Origin of the sequence: Actinoplanes sp. NPDC023801 (assembly GCF_040639655.1) — a bacterium.
Classification (GTDB): Bacteria; Actinomycetota; Actinomycetes; order Mycobacteriales; family Micromonosporaceae; genus Actinoplanes.
This window is the reverse complement of the sequence record NZ_JBFAAI010000009.1, coordinates 100,542-118,400: the sequence shown is the minus strand read 5'-3', so window position 1 is coordinate 118,400 and position 17,859 is coordinate 100,542. Positions and strand designations below refer to the sequence as shown.

General features: G+C 69.0%; 17 protein-coding genes. 2 read left to right on the top strand and 15 right to left on the bottom strand.

All coding sequences use genetic code 11. The features are described from left to right. Positions 1-191 precede the first annotated feature (191 nt). On the bottom strand, positions 192-449 hold the full coding sequence (locus AB0G04_RS18560; protein ID WP_360983570.1) for a phosphopantetheine-binding protein: 258 nt from the start codon (positions 447-449) through the stop codon (positions 192-194). A gap of 289 nt (positions 450-738) precedes the next feature. On the opposite strand from AB0G04_RS18560, the gene AB0G04_RS18555 reads away from it, so the two are divergent. Continuing rightward, on the top strand, positions 739-1,785 hold the full coding sequence (locus AB0G04_RS18555) for a MupA/Atu3671 family FMN-dependent luciferase-like monooxygenase (protein WP_360983568.1): 1,047 nt from the start codon (positions 739-741) through the stop codon (positions 1,783-1,785). A 263-nt stretch (positions 1,786-2,048) separates the two neighbouring features. On the opposite strand, the gene AB0G04_RS18550 is transcribed toward AB0G04_RS18555, so the two are convergent. From AB0G04_RS18550 to AB0G04_RS18485, 14 genes are all read right to left on the bottom strand, one after another. Then, the gene (locus AB0G04_RS18550; protein WP_360983566.1) at positions 2,049-3,293 is read right to left on the bottom strand and encodes a 2-oxo acid dehydrogenase subunit E2; all 1,245 of its coding nucleotides are present in this window, start codon (positions 3,291-3,293) and stop codon (positions 2,049-2,051) included. Then, a complete protein-coding gene (locus tag AB0G04_RS18545) occupies positions 3,286-4,293 on the bottom strand; it encodes a transketolase C-terminal domain-containing protein (protein WP_360983564.1) in 1,008 nt (335 codons plus the stop codon). Before AB0G04_RS18545 ends, AB0G04_RS18550 begins: the two co-directional genes overlap by 8 nt. 3 nt (positions 4,294-4,296) lie before the next feature. Continuing rightward, entirely contained in the window at positions 4,297-5,223 is a 927-nt protein-coding gene (locus tag AB0G04_RS18540; protein ID WP_360983562.1) for a thiamine pyrophosphate-dependent dehydrogenase E1 component subunit alpha, read from the bottom strand. Between the two features lie 25 nt (positions 5,224-5,248). Then, entirely contained in the window at positions 5,249-6,319 is a 1,071-nt protein-coding gene (locus AB0G04_RS18535; protein ID WP_360983560.1) for a C45 family peptidase, read from the bottom strand. Beyond that, a complete protein-coding gene (locus tag AB0G04_RS18530) occupies positions 6,316-6,930 on the bottom strand; it encodes a GNAT family N-acetyltransferase (protein WP_360983558.1) in 615 nt (204 codons plus the stop codon). The genes AB0G04_RS18535 and AB0G04_RS18530 overlap by 4 nt, the downstream gene beginning before the upstream one ends. A gap of 1 nt (position 6,931) precedes the next feature. After that, positions 6,932-7,192: a phosphopantetheine-binding protein gene (locus tag AB0G04_RS18525; RefSeq protein ID WP_360983556.1), complete on the bottom strand. Its 261-nt coding sequence runs from the start codon at positions 7,190-7,192 to the stop codon at positions 6,932-6,934. Then, a complete protein-coding gene (locus AB0G04_RS18520; RefSeq protein WP_360983554.1) occupies positions 7,182-8,720 on the bottom strand; it encodes an AMP-binding protein in 1,539 nt (512 codons plus the stop codon). The genes AB0G04_RS18525 and AB0G04_RS18520 overlap by 11 nt, the downstream gene beginning before the upstream one ends. Continuing rightward, the gene (locus tag AB0G04_RS18515) at positions 8,717-10,732 is read right to left on the bottom strand and encodes a class I tRNA ligase family protein (RefSeq protein ID WP_360983552.1); all 2,016 of its coding nucleotides are present in this window, start codon (positions 10,730-10,732) and stop codon (positions 8,717-8,719) included. Before AB0G04_RS18515 ends, AB0G04_RS18520 begins: the two co-directional genes overlap by 4 nt. Beyond that, the gene (locus AB0G04_RS18510) at positions 10,729-11,805 is read right to left on the bottom strand and encodes an FAD-binding oxidoreductase (RefSeq protein WP_360983550.1); all 1,077 of its coding nucleotides are present in this window, start codon (positions 11,803-11,805) and stop codon (positions 10,729-10,731) included. Before AB0G04_RS18510 ends, AB0G04_RS18515 begins: the two co-directional genes overlap by 4 nt. Positions 11,806-11,808: 3 nt before the next feature. Continuing rightward, the gene (locus AB0G04_RS18505; RefSeq protein ID WP_360983548.1) at positions 11,809-13,104 is read right to left on the bottom strand and encodes a SidA/IucD/PvdA family monooxygenase; all 1,296 of its coding nucleotides are present in this window, start codon (positions 13,102-13,104) and stop codon (positions 11,809-11,811) included. Continuing rightward, on the bottom strand, positions 13,097-14,314 hold the full coding sequence (locus AB0G04_RS18500; protein WP_360983545.1) for an acyl-CoA dehydrogenase family protein: 1,218 nt from the start codon (positions 14,312-14,314) through the stop codon (positions 13,097-13,099). Before AB0G04_RS18500 ends, AB0G04_RS18505 begins: the two co-directional genes overlap by 8 nt. 360 nt (positions 14,315-14,674) lie before the next feature. Continuing rightward, positions 14,675-15,553, bottom strand: coding sequence for a 3-oxoacyl-ACP synthase (locus AB0G04_RS18495; RefSeq protein WP_360983543.1), 879 nt, complete (start codon positions 15,551-15,553; stop codon positions 14,675-14,677). Between the two features lie 192 nt (positions 15,554-15,745). Next, a complete protein-coding gene (locus tag AB0G04_RS18490) occupies positions 15,746-16,195 on the bottom strand; it encodes an acyl carrier protein (protein ID WP_360983542.1) in 450 nt (149 codons plus the stop codon). Positions 16,196-16,438: 243 nt separating this feature from the next. Further along, the gene (locus AB0G04_RS18485; RefSeq protein ID WP_360983540.1) at positions 16,439-17,080 is read right to left on the bottom strand and encodes a GNAT family protein; all 642 of its coding nucleotides are present in this window, start codon (positions 17,078-17,080) and stop codon (positions 16,439-16,441) included. A 237-nt stretch (positions 17,081-17,317) separates the two neighbouring features. On the opposite strand from AB0G04_RS18485, the gene AB0G04_RS18480 reads away from it, so the two are divergent. After that, positions 17,318-17,716, top strand: coding sequence for a hypothetical protein (locus tag AB0G04_RS18480; RefSeq protein WP_360983538.1), 399 nt, complete (start codon positions 17,318-17,320; stop codon positions 17,714-17,716). The last annotated feature ends 143 nt before the right edge of the window (positions 17,717-17,859 follow it).

Here is a 17,859-nt window from a genome sequence, read left to right as displayed (position 1 = left end):
GCACGAAGGGACTCCAACCGATATATCAAGTCAGGAAAGTCAGCCATGTGGGCCCGCGACGACATTCAGCGGACCGGAATGGAATGACGGCGATTTCCGGAAGAGGTCGGAGCGCCGTTGACCGGGGACGCTGTCACCGAATGACGAACAGTGGGCCGGGACGCCGCCCTGGCGCGACCGTCACGACATGGTCAGGACGTTTCGCCGACCAGTTCGCTCAGCACGTCGCTGAGGTCGCTGAGCAACGGGTTCTTGAGGATGATGCCCGTGATCCGGGATACTCCGAGCTCCTGGCGGAGGGCCTGGGCGAGGCGGACGGCGATGATGGAGTTGCCGCCGACGGCCAGGAAGTCGTCGCCGACGCCGATGGCCGGATTCCCCAGAAGCTCCCGCACCTTGCCGACCACCAGCTCGTCCATCGGGTTACGGAATTCACTGTCGACCGTCATCTGACCACCTCTCGCGCTTCTCCGGTCAGCTCCCGCACGCCTTCATCGTCTTCGAACAGATTGACCACGGCTCTCCTGTGTGAACGAGACCTCATTTTCCGAAGAACGTGTCCATCGTGCGCTTGTCTCGCCGGCGAGACAACACTCCGCCGGCCGTTTCCACCGCGGTCGGCGGTGAGTGAGTCCATGAAGAACGAGGGTGCTATGAATCAGGAGCGGGCGCCTTTACCGATCCGATGTCCGCCACGACCCCCGGTTCCGAACCAGTATCCGCTGAGGAGAATGCACCATGGATCTCAGCCTTTTCTATTTCGCCAACGACAGCGGAAGCGCCGAGGCCGACCGGTACCGGTTGTTGCTCGAAGGCGCCCGCTTCGCCGACGAGAACGGCTTCGCGGCGGTGTGGACCCCGGAACGCCATTTCCACCCCTTCGGCGGCACCTATCCGAACCCGTCGGTCACCAGTGCGGCGATCGCCGCGACGACGGAGCGTGTCAAGATCCGGGCGGGCAGCGTCGTGGCACCGTTGCATCACGCGTTGCGGATCGCCGAGGAGTGGTCGGTGGTGGACAACATCTCCCGGGGCCGAGTCGGGGTGTCCTTCGCCTCCGGCTGGCACGCCGTCGACTTCGCCCTGAACCCGGCCGCCTACCCGAACCGCCGGACGGAGATGTACGAGCGGATCGAGCAGGTGCGTGCACTGTGGCGCGGCGAGGCGATCGAGGTCACCGACGGCACGGGGAACCCGGTGAAGGTGCGGTCGTTCCCGCCGCCGGTCCAGGCCGACCTGCCGATCTGGGTCGCCAGCGTCGGCGACGTCGACACCTTCCGGAGCGCCGGCCGGGTCGGAGCCGGGCTCCTCACCCACCTGCTCGGCCAGAGTCCCGAACAGCTGGCGCACAAGATTGCCGAGTACCGGAAGGCCGCGGCCGACGCCGGCTGGCCGGGCCACGTCACGGTGATGGTGCACACGTACCTCGGCGAGGACACCGACCGTGTCCGGGAGCTGGTCCGGCCGTCGCTGAGCGACTACATGCGCAGCTCACTCGGGCTCATCCTGACGGCGGACCTCAGCACCGGAGATCTGGAGCCGGACGAGATCGACATGCTCGTCGAGCGGGCCTTCGAGCACTACTTCGACAACGTCGGCCTGCTCGGCTCGGTCGACAAGGGCGAGCAGGTCGTGGCGCGGCTCGCGGAGCTCGGCGTGGACGAGATCGCGTGTCTCATCGACTTCGGACTGCCGACGGACGAGGTCATGACCGGCTTGACGTATCTCAAACGGCTGCAGGACGCGTGCGGCGCCGGCGACACGCCCGACCAGCGCACGACCTGACCCGACCCGGACCAGACGCAGGAGCCGCCTCGTCAGCTCCGGTCATGGCGCCTTTCGACCGGAGCAGCCGACGTCGAGATGTCCGACGGTCCGGGCATCGTTCAGCAGTCCCTCAGGCGTTGCGCGGCGACCAGCACGCCCGGTCCGGCCCCGGCCCGGCTGCCGGCTGCTGCCGGGTCGCGGCGCGGCGTGTGACGCCCGACAGCCTGGCGTCCCCGCAAGCGCCGCGCCGAGGGCGGCGGGACGGCGTCGTCGTCCTCCTGTCAGCCGGCGAGCCGGGCGATGGCGTCGGCGGTCTCCAGGTCCTGCTTCACCGCTGTGAGGAAGCGGACCACGTCGCGGCCGTTGAGATAGCGGTGGTCGTAGGTGGCCGCGACCGTGGTGACCGGCCGGGCGAACGGCACACCGTCCTCGGTCAGGGCGACTTCGCTCCGTTCGGCGCACAGGGTCACGACGCAGGTGCGGCCCGGATGGACGATCGGCGCAGCGAGGATGATGTCCGGATCGTTGTGCAGCGAGAGGGTGATCGCCTCGTCGGCGAACGCGTCCTCGCGGAAGTTCTGCCGCAGTGCGCTGACCCGGAAGTCCATGAGGTCGTCGGCCAGGTCGCCGATCGGACGGCGGGCGGCGTCCTTGAGCACGGGGATGAACAGGCCGGTCCCGACGTCGACGGTGACCCCGACGTTGGCCGTCGGCGCGAGGGTGAGGGTGTGGTCCGCGCCGGGCGTGGCGAAGAACAGCGGGAAGTCGGCGTGGCGTGCGGCGATGGCCTTGACCAGGAGCTCGACCAGGCCGTACGGGGCGCCGCCGCGAGTGGCGCGGAACGCTGTCAGGTCGACCGCGATCGCGGCGAAGGCGGCCGGAATCGTGCGGTGCGCCTCGCTGACGACAGCGGCCACCGCACGCTGCCGAGGACTGAGGCTGACGACGTCAGCGTCAGCACGCTGGCGAGGACTGAGGCCGGCGACGTCGTCCGCACGCTGGCGAGGACCGAGGCCGGCGACGGCGGCGTCCTCGGACGCCACGGATGCCCCAGCCGCGACGGACGCTGTCCCCTGGTCCGTGAACCCCTGGTCGATGAGCCGCTGGACGTCGGAGGCCTTCACCACCCGCTTGCCGAGCGCGCGCAGCTGCTCGGTCCGGATGCCGTGATCCTGGGCGAGAGTGCGCGCGGCGTCGCTGAGGATCGGGTCCGGGCCGCCCTTCTCGCCCTCCCCGTCACCGGCGGCTGCGGTGGTCACGACGCCGGACGCCAGGTAGTCGTCCCGTTCCTGGAGGCTGTCGAACAGCAGTCCCACGGGCCGGCCGAAGGCGCAGTGCGTTCCGGCCTCGACGAGCCGGTGAAGGACGCCGTCCGCGTCGGCGACGAGTTCCTCCAGGGCTTTGGCGGTCTCGACCTCGGCGACGACCGCGTCCGCGGACACCGCGGCGCCGTCGTCGACCGTCCAGCCGACCAGGAGGCACCCCTCGTCGTTGTTGTTGAACTTCGGCAGCAGCAGTTCACGCATGCAACGCCTCCCAGATGGCGCGGTGGATGTCGGAAGCTTGGGGTAGCACGGTCTGTTCCAGGTGTGCGGCGGTCGGGATCACCTCGGCCTCGGCGCTGCACAGCACGACCGGGCGCCGCAGCCGGCCCCACAGCCGCTCGTAGAGGCGCGTGGCGACCTCGGATCCCCAGGTGCCGCCGGCGGCGCAGTCCTCGACCAGGCACACGACGCCGGCGCCGGCCAGGGCGGGCAGCAGTGGCTCCACGTCGAACGGGTACAACCGGGTCGGAACGATCACCTCGCAGGTGATCTCGTGCTCGGCGAACAGCGTCCCGGCCGCCGCCAGCGCCCTGCGGGCCACGCCGCCGGGCACGATGATCACGCAGTCGGCCGTGTCGTCGCCGTCCGACGTCCGCAGCCGGGCCGGGCCGCCGGCTCCGAACGGGAAGTCGGCGACGAACGGCCCGTCCGTCCCCGGCTCGTGCATCTGCTGCGTGTAGAGCACCTTGTCCTCGAACAGGACGGCCGGTTCGCCGGCGGCGAGCAGGCCGGCCAGCAGCGCCGTGCTGTCGTGGAACGGCGAGATCTCGTGCACCGACAGGTACGGCACGCCGATGAAGTGCTTCTGCAGGCTCTGGCTGTGGGTCGGGCCGTATCCGCGCCGCCCGCCGGTGGGACAGCGCACGATCACCGGGACCTCGACGCGGCGGCCGTACATCGCGACGGATTTGGCCGCGAAGTTGACGATCTGGTCGAAGGCGAGGGTGGCGAAGTCGCTGAACATGATCTCGACGATGGCGCGCCCGCCGGACAGCGCCAGCCCGTTGGCCACGCCGACCATGGACTGCTCACTGATGGGCGTGCTCAGGACCCGTCCGGGGTAGCCGGACGACAGCCCTTTGGTGATCTTGAAGGCGCCACCGTACGGGTCGGCGACGTCCTCCCCCAGCAGGAACAGAGCGGGGTCGGCGGCGAAGGCCGCATGCAGAGCCCGGTTCAGGTTCTCGGCGACACGTTCCACGGCTCAGCCCCTCTCCCACACCGAGGCCGGACGGGCCAGGACCCGGTCCACGGCCTCGGCGATCCGCGTCCGCTGCTCGTCCTCGACCTTGGCGAACAGGTCGGGGTCCAGGCGCTGGTAGGCGTCGTACCAGTCGTGCTCCCGCTCGGCCGCGACCTCGGCCGCGGAGCGCGTGTCGTCGCCCTTGCTGTGCGGGCCGAGGCGGTGGGTCGCGAACTCGACGACGGCCGGCCCGCCGCCGGTGCGCGCCCGGTCGACCACCGGTGCCAGGCGCGCGCGGATCGCGGCGACGTCGCTGCCCGTCACGGGCACATGGGGGATCCCGAATGCCGCGGCCCGCCCGGCGATGTCACCGGCCATGGCGTGGGCGGTCGGTGTGGTCTGGGCGATGCCGTTGTTCTCCACGACCACCAGCAGCGGCAGCCGCCACAGTGCGGCCAGGTTCAGCGCCTCGTAGACGACGCCCTCGCCCCACGTGCCGTCGCCGATGTAGGCCACGGCGACGCCGGGCCGGCCGGTCCGCTGGAACCACAGCGCCGTGCCCGCGGCCACCGGCAGGCTCTCGCCCTGCACGCCGGTGGACAGGTAGGTGTCCCGGAAGATGTGCTGGCTGCCGCCGACGCCCGAGCAGACCGCACCCTCGCGGCCGGTCATCTCGGCCAGCAGGCCTTCCGGGTCGTCGAAGCGGGCCAGGTAGTGTCCGTGGCCGCGGTGGTTGCTGAACACGAAGTCGTCCGGCGCGAGCAGCGGCCCCAGCACTACCGGCACGTACTCCTGGCCGAGGCAGGTGTGCGTGGTGCCGTTGAGCAGCCCGCGCGCGAACAGGTCCAGCACGGCCCGCTCGAAGTGCCTGATCATCAGCAGGCCGGCGAGGTCGTCGACGTCGATCCCGGCATCGATCTCCCGGCTCTCGTCATCTAGCACAGTCATGTTCCCGCCCGTGAGTTCGAAAAGATCAACAGGTGCTGCAGCGGTCCGGAGCCGCGAAGGCGAACTCCCTGGTGACGGAGGTGGCGGGATCACCCGGCCTGATGTACAGGCGGCCGCGCCCGGGCAATGCGACGGCGGCGGCGACGGTGCGCTCGTACCGGATGGCGCCGGTTCCGGCGACCCGGATGGGAGGTGCCGACAGCAGAGCGAAATGCTCCTCCACCCCGGCGGCCGGTCCCATCGCGGCGAGACCGGCGCGGCACGCCTCCAACCTTCGGCGGGAGGAGTTCCGCGCGAAGACGTTGATCTCGTCGAAGGGCTCGAACTCGGGGTGCAGGAAGTGGTTGGTGTGCTCCGCCTGTGGAGCTTCGAAGCACCGGAAGTCGCCGTCGAGAGCCTCCAGCCAGACCGCTTTGCCGGCGTCGCAGAGCATGAACGACCGGGAACTGGCCAGCGGGAGCCCGCGGAGGCACTCGACCGCCTCGTCGACGGTGGCGGCGGAGTCCAGCACGTGGCGAATGGCCAGGTACGGCGGGACTCCGGGTTTCCAGTCGCCGCCGAGGACCAGGTTGAGGCCCACGGCCAGGCCATCGCTGTTGACCCCGAGGTAGCCGAGCAGGCCCGCGAAACTGAGCACCAGGGTCCGCCGCGGGGAACCCGTGAGCCGGACGTCGAGGACGCTGATCTGATCGTCCAGGTCACCGTTGAGGTCCACGGTCTGGGCCAGAACCGGATGGGAACCGGCTCGGGCGTACGTGGTGCAGTCGCCCCGCGCCGGGATCTTCCGGTAGCCCAGGATCTCCCGGCGCAGTTGCAGCAGCATCGCCTGGTCGCGGTGGATCCCGATCCCGTCGGCGAGTCCGGTGATCTCCTCGGCCAGCCGGGGCAGCTCTGCCGTGATCACCTTGTCGAACGCCGACAGCACCGGTTCGAGGCCGGCCATCGTGACCGGTTCGTCCAGAAGCAGGTTGAGGCGACAGAGCGAGTCGCCGACGAACCCACGCAGCGGACCGGCGAGAGCTGCCCCGTGCTGCAGGCCGACCTCATAGGGATCGCCGCAGAGATGCAGACGGGCGACGCCCGCTCCCCCGTTCACACCGCCATGCCCTGACGGGTGACCTTCGCATTGGTGGCCAGCTCGCCCTTGAGCCAGGACCACTCACCGCGCAGCACGCTGTAGTAGACAGCGTCCCGGCGCCTGCCGCCCGGCATCGGGTTGAAGCTGCGAAGGACGCCCTCCTCCACGGCGCCGATGTTCCGCAGACCGGCCCGGGCCTGGGCGTTGAGCTGGTCCGTCTTGAACTCCACGCGTTCGGCGCCCAGGTTCTCGAAGGCGTGCTCGAGCAGGAGGTACTTGGCCCAGCGGTTGATGCCACGGCCCTGGAAGGCGACGCCCAGCCAGGACCAGCCGATCTCCAGGCGCCGGTCGGCCTCGGCGAGGTTGCCGAAGCTCATACTCCCCGCGCATCGCCCCGTCGTCTTGTCGGTGATGTGGAAGACCACCCGCCTGCCTGCCGCATGGTCGGCGACCATGCCCCGGAAGAAGGCGTCGAAGTCCTCCTCCGTCTCGACCAGGCTCACGAAGTAACGCCAGATCACCGGGTCCATCGCGATGTCGTGGATCGACTCGCGGTCCTCCGGGCTGATCGGGCGCAGCCTCACGTGGTCGTTCTCCAGGGTGGCCGCGGCCAGCTCTGCCCAGCTCACTCTAGGAAGCCTTTCCGGCGTAGCGGGACAGTGTGTCGACGACATCGTGGAGCGTGCGCATCTCCGCGACGTCGCGCTCGGTCAGATGTGCGAGGTCGACCGCGAGGTCCTCGCAGAGCCGGGTCAGGAACAGGACCTTCTGCAACGAGGTCAAGCCGTAGTCGGTCAACTCGAGGTCGAGTTCGAGCTCGTGCGGATCCGCGGCCGGCTGGAGCGCGGCTGACAGGTTGTCCCGCGCGATGGTCTCGACGTCACTGGGCATGGATACCGTCCTGGTTGTTCATGATCTCCGCCTGGAAGGCGGCGAAGATTGCCTGTCGTTTCGGCTTGAACTGCGAAGTGAGCATTCCGTTGGCGATACTGGGCCGCGGGCTCGCGACCACGATCTTGCGAATCTGTTCGTCACGGCCGAACGCGGCGTTGGTACGGGCCAGTTGTCCGGCGATCGCCTCGAGGTCGGCCGGGTCGGAGGCCGGCGAGACCACCGCCACCAGTGACGTCTGCGCGGGGCAGAACACCACACACTCCTCGATCGCCGGACTCGTCCGCATGTGCTCCTCGATCGGCCGGACGATCACCTTCTTGCCGTTGCCCAGCACGATGACGTCGTCGGCGCGCCCTTGGATGAACAGGAAGCCGTCCTCGTCCACGTAGCCGAGGTCCCCGGTGCGCACCACCCCGTCCGCGACGAACATCCGCTCGGAGTCACCGGGGCCGGCGAACTCGTAGCGCTGGTTCACCGGGTGCTCGCTTCGTACCAGGATCACGCCGTCGGCGTCGAAGAGCACCTCCTTGCCCCGCAGAACCCGTCCCACGCTGCCCTGCCGGTGGGCGCCGGGATGGTTCTTGCTGACGATGCACGTCTCGTTCAGCCCGTAACCCTCATAGATGGGAAGGCCCGCGTCGGTGAGGTAACGCAGCACCTCCCGGTCCGCGGGCGCCGATCCCGTCCACAGGTAGCGGATCCGATCGCCGAACAGCCGCCGCGCGGCCGTGCGGCGAGCCGTGTCCGGCGCGATGCCGTCCGCGCGAGCGGCATCCCGGCTGATCTGCTGCCTGGCGGCTTCGAAGAACGCCGGTACACCCATCACCACGGTCGGCCGGGCCGTCGCCAGTGCGGCGAAGGCCGCCTCGTACGTGGTGACCGTCGCATCGTGGCCGAAGCAGAGGGCGGAGTAGAGCCAGTACCGCTGCTGCAGCAGCGACAGCGGAAGGAACACGAAGAGATCGTCGTCGCCGCGGTGCTCGAAGATCTCCTGGACAGCCTGCAGGGACGCGTCGATGCTGCCGACCGTGGCCCCGAGTCCCTTCGGCGCGCCGGTGCTGCCGGAGGTGAACTTGATCGTCGTCACCTCTCCGGGCTCGTACACGACGGGTCCGGGCGGGTCCGGCCACGCCCGTGCCGCTGCCCCGGCGACCTCGGTGAAGGTCCGGACAGCCGCCGGCGCGTTCGCCGGTACGTCCCGGTCGGTGAACAGGACCGTGAGCCCGTAACGTGCCACCAGCTCTGCGGCATCGGTGAACTTGCCCGGCTCGAAACCGGCGACCACCACCTTGAGCCGCAGCGCGGCGAGGTCCAGCAGAACCCATTCCAGGCTGTTGGCGGCCAGGATTCCGATGCGGTCCCCGGCCTCGACGCCGAGGCTGCGAAGGTACGCGGCGACGTGGCCCGACTGTTCGTACAGCTCGGTCAGGTCCAGGGTCCTGCGGCTGCCGAGCCGGATGAAGGAGATCCGGTGGCCGGGTGCCGGCGGCCCCGCCACCAGGCGGTTGATCACCGAGTCGGTCATGCCGTGGCTCCCCCGGCGAGCGGCCAGTCCGACGGCAGTGCCGCGAAGTAGGACTGTTTGTCGAGGCCGATCCGGGTGCCGGGGGTGACCAGCCCGACCTGGGAAGGCCAGGACGATTGGTCGGTCGTCCCCAGCGCGCGGGCGAGCCGGGCAGCGAATCGAGGCATGATCGGCGTGGCCGCGCGGGCCAGCAGTTGCGCCGCGGCCAGTTCCAGCGCGACGGCCGTCCGGGCTTCGTCCTTCCAATCGGCGATCAGCGCGGTCCGTGTCTCTGCTTCGGCGAACCGCCGGGTGTCGGTGACGATCCCGTCCAGTTCCGCGGCCGCACGGTTCAGCGAGAATCCGTCCGGCCCGAGGCTGTCGGCGACGGCGGCGAGACGTATTCCCAGGCGATTGAGGAACCCTGTGTGCTCAGGGGTCCAGACGCCGGCGTCGGGGGCGATCCCGCCGTACTGCCCCGCGACCCGTACGCCCAGGTCGTTGAGCCATGCCTGCCAGCCGTCCACCAGGACCCGCTGAACGGTCTCCCTGTATTCCTCGAGTTCGAAGTTGGTCCGCCGCCGTTCCGGACGCGTGAGCGACAGGTAGAAGCGCACCGCGTCCACGGTCTCCGGCCGGAGGATCTGCTTGCCCCAGATGGCATGGCGCCTGCTGGTGGAGAACTTGCCGTTCTCCAGCAGGTAGAACTCGTTGACGTGGTAATCGATATCGGGATTCCACCGCGGGTACGCCGACCGGTAGAGAGCCGGGTAGACCACGGCATGGTAGAAGCTGTTGTCGTAGCCGAAGAAGTGGACGAACTTCCAGTCCTGCTCGGGGGTCCCGGCTTGCCAGTCACGGCCCAGACGCCCGCCGAGGGCCTCGATGCCGTGGAGAAAGCCGTAGGACATCTCCGGCCAGACCCAGATCACCTGCCCGTCCACAGTCGTGTCCGCGGGCGCGACGCCCCAGTCCGAGGGGTGGGTCACGGGAATGTCGAGCCGGGTACGCGCGAACACCCGGTCGGCCAGTTCGCGGAGCCGGGCCGGGACCCGTCCGAGACGGTGGTGATCGGCGATCTCGCTGCCGAACTCGTGGAGGGGCAGGACGTAGCGTGCGACGGGCCGCTGCTCCGGAGGCGCCTGCGACCGGCTGCTGCGCGGGTCGACCAGGTCGACGCAGACGTTCGGTTCGCCGCACTCCTCGCAGATGTTGCCGCTGGTACCGCCCCCGCATCCGGGGCAACCGCCGGAGACGTCCACCTCGTAGAGGTAGGCGCCCGTCTCGGCGTCCACCAGGGCGGCCGTCTGCTGGACGGTGACCGCCCCCGAGCCGACCAGCTTCGAGAAGTATCGCTGTAGACCGTCGCGGTAGCCGGGGTCCTCGTTGGTCACCGTGTACTGGTCGACGTCGATGTCCATCAGCCGCAGCGTCGCGGCGATCTCGGCACTGTAGTGCCCGGCGGTCCGCGCCGGATCGCGCTCCTCACGGCGGGCGCAGTCGACCACGTAGCTCTGGAAGTCGTCGCTGCCGGTGAGGTGCCACACCTCGGTGCCCCGCATGCGTTGGAACCGGACGTAGGCGTCGGCTCCCAGGTAGGGACCGGACAGGTGACCGAGGTGGAGGTCGCCGTTGGGAGTGGGCGGGGTCGAGAAGACGAAGACCGGCCTCTCATGGAACCGGCGGCGCGTACCACCTGCCGCTGCGGCCTGGGCTGCGCGCGCCGGGTCGCGCCAGTACAGGTCGAAGAAGACCAGGTCGACGTCTCCGTCGTTCTCGACGACGTGGGTCTCGAAGGGCTCGAACTGGCACACCGTCCCCGGCTCCACCCGGACACGGCGGCCGTCGAAGGCCACCCATCCGGCTCCGGCGACGACGACGAACATCTCGATCTCGTCGTGCTGGTGCGGATCGGAGGTGACGCCCGGTGCGACCCGGCCCCAGCCGGCTCCGGCACTCATCTCCTCCACGGAGCTCATCTCGATGCCGAATGCCTGGTGCAGTTCCTCCGTGGAGAAGACGCTCACGTTCATCGGTGGCTCCCTTGGTCGGAAACTTTCTCAACGGAGGTACGGAGCAGGTGTGCCGCCTCGGCGGCGACGGCGGGTGCGAGCCGGTAGCCGGAGCCGTTGGCGGCACCCGCGAACACCAGTCCGCCCTCCTCGTCCAGAGCGCGCACCAGCGGCTCCCGATCTTGGCTGTACGCGTCGCAGAACACCCGTCCGCTGCGGGCGGAGCCGGCCAGGCCGGGAGCGCGCCGGTTCAGCACCTCGCGAGCCTCGGCCATGTCCTGCGGGGAGACAGCGCCGGTGAGCCGGTCGGGGTCGACGTCCCAGGTCTGACTGGTGTAGCTGAAGAGCCAGCGCCCCTGCTCGTGCAGCGGGAGCAGGAATGCGTCCTCGTCGTGGAAGACGACGACTCCGGCGCCGGCCGGCGGCGGCTGTTCGATGTGCAGCGCGACGACCTTCTTCACCCGGGCACCGAGGGGGATGAGCCGTTCCCGCCAGGCCGGTGCGGCCAGCCACGGGCCGGGTGCGAGCACGACCGAGCGGGCCGTGACGCGTTCCCCGGTGCCGAGCCTGAGTTCGTATTCGCTCCCGGCCCGGTCCAGCGAGTCGACGGAGACGCCTTCCCGGAAACTCGTCCGTGGCCGCAGCGAGCGCGCCAATGCCCGGGTCAACGCCCCGACATCGGCGTACTGGCAGCCCTCGCCCGTCCAGGCCGCCGTCTCGTCGGACAGTGGCGGCAGCCAGTCCGGCAACGCGTCCACGCGGGACAGGCCGGCCTCGTCGAGATAGGCCGTCTCCACCTGCTCCGCGGACCCCCGTGCGGACACCACCAGCATGGGGACCGGATGAATGGGCAACGCCGGATCCGCGTCGAGCAGCGCCCGGTAGTACGCCTGGCTGTAGCCGGTCATGCGGCGTACACGCTCGGTCGCGCCACGAGGGAAATGCAGACCGGCCGACCGGCGACTGGCTCCGGACCCGACGGCGTCTTTTTCAAGCACCAGCACGGAGGCGTACGGATGCCGGAGCGCCAATTCCCGCGCGATCGTGCACCCGAGGATTCCCCCACCGACGACGGCGAAGTCGACATGCGTCATGGTTCACCCCACGCTCTCGTCCGAGCTGAGCTTCGCCGACCATTCGATGAACGAGGGGGCCGGATCGTCACTGCGAACGCACCGGACGCGGTCGATGATGCGCTGGCTCCGCCAGGCGAGCAGACTGAGGTTCTTGTCCGCCAGCCCGCGCTGTTGCAGAGCCGCGTTCTGCAGGAAGATGTTCCGGTTCGACGGGCCGTCCCACCGCACGGCGAAATCACCGTCGATGCGGTACTCGTCGCCCTCACGCTCGAGCCGGTCCGCGATCGGCGCGAGAAAGTCGGGCGCGACGGTACGGAACCCGGTCGCCCAGACCACCACATCGGCGTCGACCTGCCCGCGGACCCCCGGATGGTTGCTGTTGTACAGCCTCAACGACCACGCGTTGTCGGAGGCGGAGACCGCCATCACGTTCCGGTTCGGGTACAGCGAGACCAGGTCGGTGTTGCCGTGGATGAACCGTTCGGCGTAGATACGCTGGTAGATCTCGCGGAGGGTGCCCTCGGAGATGCCGTCACTGGTGAGGACGTGTCCCCGGTTCAACGATTCGCGCGTCTCCTGGTCGAGCCGGGAGAAGTATTCCGAGTAGCCGGGCATGTAGAAGTCGTTGGTGAAGGGCGAGTCGTCGATGGGGTAGAAGTTGCGGCGGCGCGACACCCACGAGACCCGGCGCGGGCGCTCGGCGGACGGACGCGAGATGAGGTCGAGGAAGGCCTCAGCGCCCGACTGTCCGCCGCCGACCACGCAGACTCTCTTGCCCGCCACATCACGGCTGAGAGGTACGAACTCACTGACGTGGAACTGGGTGAGCCCGAGGTGGTCACGGGCCACCGCAGGCACCCAGGGATGCCGGCCGATGCCGATCGCCACGTTGTTCGCCGTGACGGTGCGCCGGTTGGTGCGCAGTACGAATGCGCCGTCGAAGTCGACGGACACCACCTCCTCGCCGAACACCACGTTGTGGTTGCGCCGGCTCGCCCATTCCAGGTAATTGCGGAACTCCTGCCGCGGCACCGCGCTGAACTGAGCATTGATGAAGTGGTACAGCCGCCCCTTGTCCTTCAGGTAGGACAGGAACGAGAAGGGACTGGTCGGGTCGGACAGGCTCACCAGGTCCTTGAAGATGGACACCTGGAGGGTCGCATCGGGGATCTGCTGTCCGTCATGCCAACTGAACACCTCACGCTTCTCAAGGAAGAGGTTCGGCAGCCCCGGACAACCGTGCAGCAGAGAGGCAAGACTCAGGTTCGCGGGGCCGACGCCTACGCCGACACACTCGTAGTGCTGTTCGTCACTCATGGCTCTCCCCGTGTGTGGATCGGCCCGTGCGCGGCCGTCGCCCCAGCGCGTCCGCGATGATCATCTTCTGGACCTCGGACGCTCCCTCGTAGATACGCAGGGATCTGACCTGCCGGTACAAGCGCTCGGGGACGCTGTCGGCGACCAGGCCGGCTGCCCCGTGGATCTGAACGGCGGCATCGACGATCTCCTGTGCGGCCTCGGTGGCGACCAGCTTGGCGATACTCGAATGTTTCGCGTAACCGGGATTGCCGTGGTCGAGCTCCCACGCCGCCCGCACGACCGACATCGCCGAACAGTTGAGCCTCGTCTCCATGTCGGCAAGCGCACCTTTCACCAGCTGGAGGTCCATCAGCCTGCCGCCGTGGATCCGTCGCTCACGGGCCCGCTGGACCGCCGAGTCGACCGCGCGCCGCGCAAACCCCACCGCCGCCGCCCCGACCGTCATCCGGAAGCGCTCCAGCAGGTCCGTCGCGATCACGAAACCCTGTCCGGGACGTCCGAGGACGCTCGACTCGGGGACCAGGCAGTCTTCGAAGGCCAGGTGTCCGAACGATCGTGGAGCAACCAGCCGCACCTCCTCCAGCACCCGGACTCCAGGCGTGCGTGCCGGCACCAGGAACGCCGTGAGCCCCAGCGCACCGGGTCCGCCGCCCGTTCGCGCGATCACGCAGTGCAGATCCGCGATGCCGGCATTGGCGATCCAGGCTTTCCGGCCGTTCAACAAGTAGCCGCCGGACACTCGGCCGGCAGTCAGAGCGACCGCTGAGATGTCGGAGCCGGCCTCCTCCTCCGAGATCGCGAACGATCCCGCGACCTCGCCCGACGCCATTCGCGGCAGATATTCCCGCTGCTGCGCACTGTTTCCGTATCGGACGATCGGGGTTGCTGACAGCGCTTGGATGGAGAAGGCGAAATCCGCCAGATCGTCGGCGTACGCAAGAATCTCCCTGGCCAGACAGATAGAGCGGTAGTCACCCGCGGTGGACCCGTTCGCGGGATCGAGGAATCCCAGCCAGCCGGCCGAGCCGAGCGCACTCAATATCTCCCGGCCCGCCTTTTCCGGGGTCTGCTCCAGAGGTCGTGACCACAGCCCGGCGTGGCCCGCGCACCAGTCGGCGAGTTCCACGGCCAAGGTGCGGTGCTGCTCCTCGTAGAACGGCAATGCCAGGATGCCCTCATCAAGACCACCGAAAAGCGCGTAAGTCATATCGACCTTTCAAATCCGCAGGTCAGCATCGGTCGAGACGGCCGCGAGCCCGGCGGTACCTTGATCAGGCGATGCTCGATAAAACCTAAGCGACCGGGGCACAGCCCCGCCAGATCCGCCGCCCTCCCCCGGCGCCATGCCCATTCCCCGCGCTGGGACGGGCCTTGCACCCGTCCGGAAAAGACATGGTCGTGGACTCATGGGCATGACAAAAGGCGCAATCGCCGACGTCGATTCCACATGTCGTGACGGCGATCCGCCTGCCGTTGTCGCCATGGGCCCGCTGCACGTGCCGGCCGGCGATTGTCTCGCCAGCGAGACAACGCCGCCGACGGCCATTCCGTGATGCCGGTTCGAGTGCTAGCGATTCTGCTTGCGCAGGAGAACCCCGTACCGCGCTCCGGGAACCGACGCGGCCAGCAGGTAATGGCCGTTGTCGCGAAGGCGGCCGGCTGCTGCGAGGTCCGTCAGGTTGATGATCGGGTCAGCGGCGAAGCAGTGGCCCACCCGCGCGATGTTGCCGGTGTACAACTGCGCTGCGGAGAATCCCGCCTGAAACTCTTTCATGACGATGATGGCTTCGAAGATATTGGTGTGCATGAGGATGTCGACCTGGTCGATTCCCATAGCCGCCCGTTTCATCAGCTGCGTGTTCACGCGACGGGACAGGTCCGGACTGATCTGGTTCGACCAGTCCAGGTCCTTCATCTCGTGCGCGGCGGCACTGGCGACGATCTCGTACTCCCCGTCGCCGTCGGACACCAGCACAGCGGCCGCGCCGTCGCTCAGCAGGGCGAACTTGGCCAGCCTTTCCGCCTCGACGGTGACTCGATCGGTGGTGACGACCAGAACCCGGCGATGGATTCCGGCAGTTACGAACGCCTCGGCGACTCGCAGGCCCGCGAGCATGTTCGTGCATCGATCGAGCGTGATGCCGAGGAAGTCGGTCTCGCCCGTTCCCAGCCCTTCCGAGATGGCCCGCACGAAACTGCCGTGGCTGTCCGCACCCCCGGGAAAACTGGTGCAGCACAGCACCAGTGCGTCGACGGAGGACGGGTCGACGCCGGCGGCGCGGAGAGTCGCCTTGCCCGCCTCGATCGCCAGGTCCTCCAGCGACTTGCGGCTGCGATGCACATGGCCCCATCCCCAGAGGTCCGGGGCATACGGCAATCCCAGCTCACCGGCTCGCACCTCCAGCTCCGGGGTCTCACTGTGGTGCGACGCGGTCTCTCCCAGCACGTACCGTGGTCCGCTCAGGAAGATGGAGGAGTAGGTCATCGAGGCTCCACAACGGGGTGTGTGATTGGCCGTCAAGCCACGGCAATGGCCGGCGCGGCCCGGGCACCCGCCGCCGATGCGCCCGGCCGGGCCGGGCGCGCGGCATTCCCTGACCCGGGTGCCCGGTCGAGGATTCTCAGGAGGAGGACGAGCTCAGTCCGCGGGCGTTGTCCCGGGTCCGAGTCCGGCCGCCAGACGCTCCATACCCGCGTCGTCCAGGCCGTCGAGGGCCGCCAGCAGCTGAGCGGCGGCCTCCGGAGAGGCGTCGTCGAGGTCAGCGGCAGGTCCGCCGGCTACCGGTCCGGAAGCGGACGCGGCGACAGACCCGCCCTCCGCCAGCACCCGGGCCGTGAGGCCGTCCAGGGTCAGATCCAGCAAATCGCCGGCCGGGACGTCCACACCGAGGTCGGTCCGCAGCCGGGCCCACAGCTCGATGGCCGCGAGCGAGTCGAACCCGAGCGAGACCAACGGGACGTCGGCGCTGAACGGGCTGGTCAGCCGGGCCCGGATCAGCCCGTCGAGATAACCGCGTACGGCCGGGATGCCGTCGCCGATGCCGGTCGTCACTTGCCCGCCGCCCCTCTGCCGCGACTCATCGGGCATCTTCCTGATCTTCGAATGGGTTCGCCACGACTCTCCTGTGCACACCATCGACAGTCGACTCCGACCGGCGGCCGACATCAGCCGGCCGCGGCCCGCGAATACTTCGCAGGCCCTCCCCATGCTGTGGCTGTCCCGCCAGCGAGACAACACCGCGCGGACCATCCCGGCGGGTGGGCTCGGCGGCTCCGGCGCGTTCGCCCAGGCGAGGCGCCCTTCAACCTCGGTAAGCCGCTGAGCGCCTAGTCAGATCCCGAAACAGGAGCGGCAGGCATCCACCCCGTCGACGGTGACCGGTGGGTGTCGCTGCTCCTGCCATCGCTCCCGGGTCAGGCGGAGCCGATCGGAGATCAGCGCCTCGGTACCGCGAGCGTCCACCGAGATGCCGTCCGGCTGGTAGCCGAGTTTGCGGGACACCCCCTGCGAGGCGTGGTTGTCCTGGAACACCTCGGTCCGTGCGGCATGTGCACCGAGGTGGTCGAAGGCGAGCGTGAGCAGGCCGATCCTCGCCTCGGTGCCGAATCCCTTGCCGTGGTGCTCCAGGCCGAGCCAGGAGAAGGTGGCCACCTCCCGTACCACCGGGAAGTCCTTGGCCCGCAGCGCCACCATGCCGAGCGGCTGCCCGGCCCGCAGCACCGCCAGTTGCAGACACCACGACGAGACGGTCCACTCGGCCAGGTCGGACCAGTACCCTTGCAGCACGTCGCGGGCACGGTCGGTGTACGTGCCATCGGTCCACGGGGTCAGAAACGGTCGCTCGCCCGGCGGGTGCACGCCCCGTCCGGCCAGGTCGGCCAGCTCGGCGAGCTCCGCTTCGTGGGGCAGCCGCAGTTCCAGGCGCGGCGTGGTGATCAGCAGTCCGTACGGTGGCCAGAGCTCAGCAAGCATGCGTTGGATCCTGTCAATCCCGGCTTCGGCGTCAACCGAATTCCGGGCTCGGCCAACGAGCACGCGCATCACCCCAACTTGTAACTTGATCTCATCAGGGTCATCGCGGACGTGCAGCCGAGCGCCTCACCTGGAGGCCTGGGCGGCTTTCCCCACCGCGCGACCGGATGAGTGGAGCAGGAGGCGACAACCGCGATGACGACGGGGAACAGCCGGTTCGGACCGCAAAGAACCCTCGTGGCGCGGTTCCTGGAGGAGGTGCGAACGAGGCAGATCGACTGGGCCGCGCATGCGGAGCTGGTGGACAACCCCGGGCTGTTGCCCGCGATGACGGCGATCGCCGAACTGCCTTGGGCGCCCAGGGTCCTGGATGCGGTGGACCGGGCCGGGCTGCAGACCTTCGGCTCGCTGGGACTGGCACGCTCCGACTTCGATGACCCGCTGTCCCTCGGGGACGTGAAGGTGAGCGTGCTGTCCGCGGTGAAGGCGATCGCGGCCGGCGGCCAACTCGCGATCGAGCATCGGCGGGTGCTGCTCGAGCCGTACGTGGCAGCGGGTTTCGAGTCGGCTGCCACCGCCCTGCACGAAGGCCCCGGACCGCAGCCGCTCGCTCCGCGATCGGATGAGAGGCGTTGAACGAGACGCTGGGAGAACGCGGCGCGCTCGTCGCACGATTCCTGAACGAGCGCCGCCGGCGGCACGGTGCGTCCCGATGCACGGCGGGTGCTGCTTCAGCCGTTCGCCGAGGCGGGGTTCGAGGCTGCCGGGGACGCGCTGCG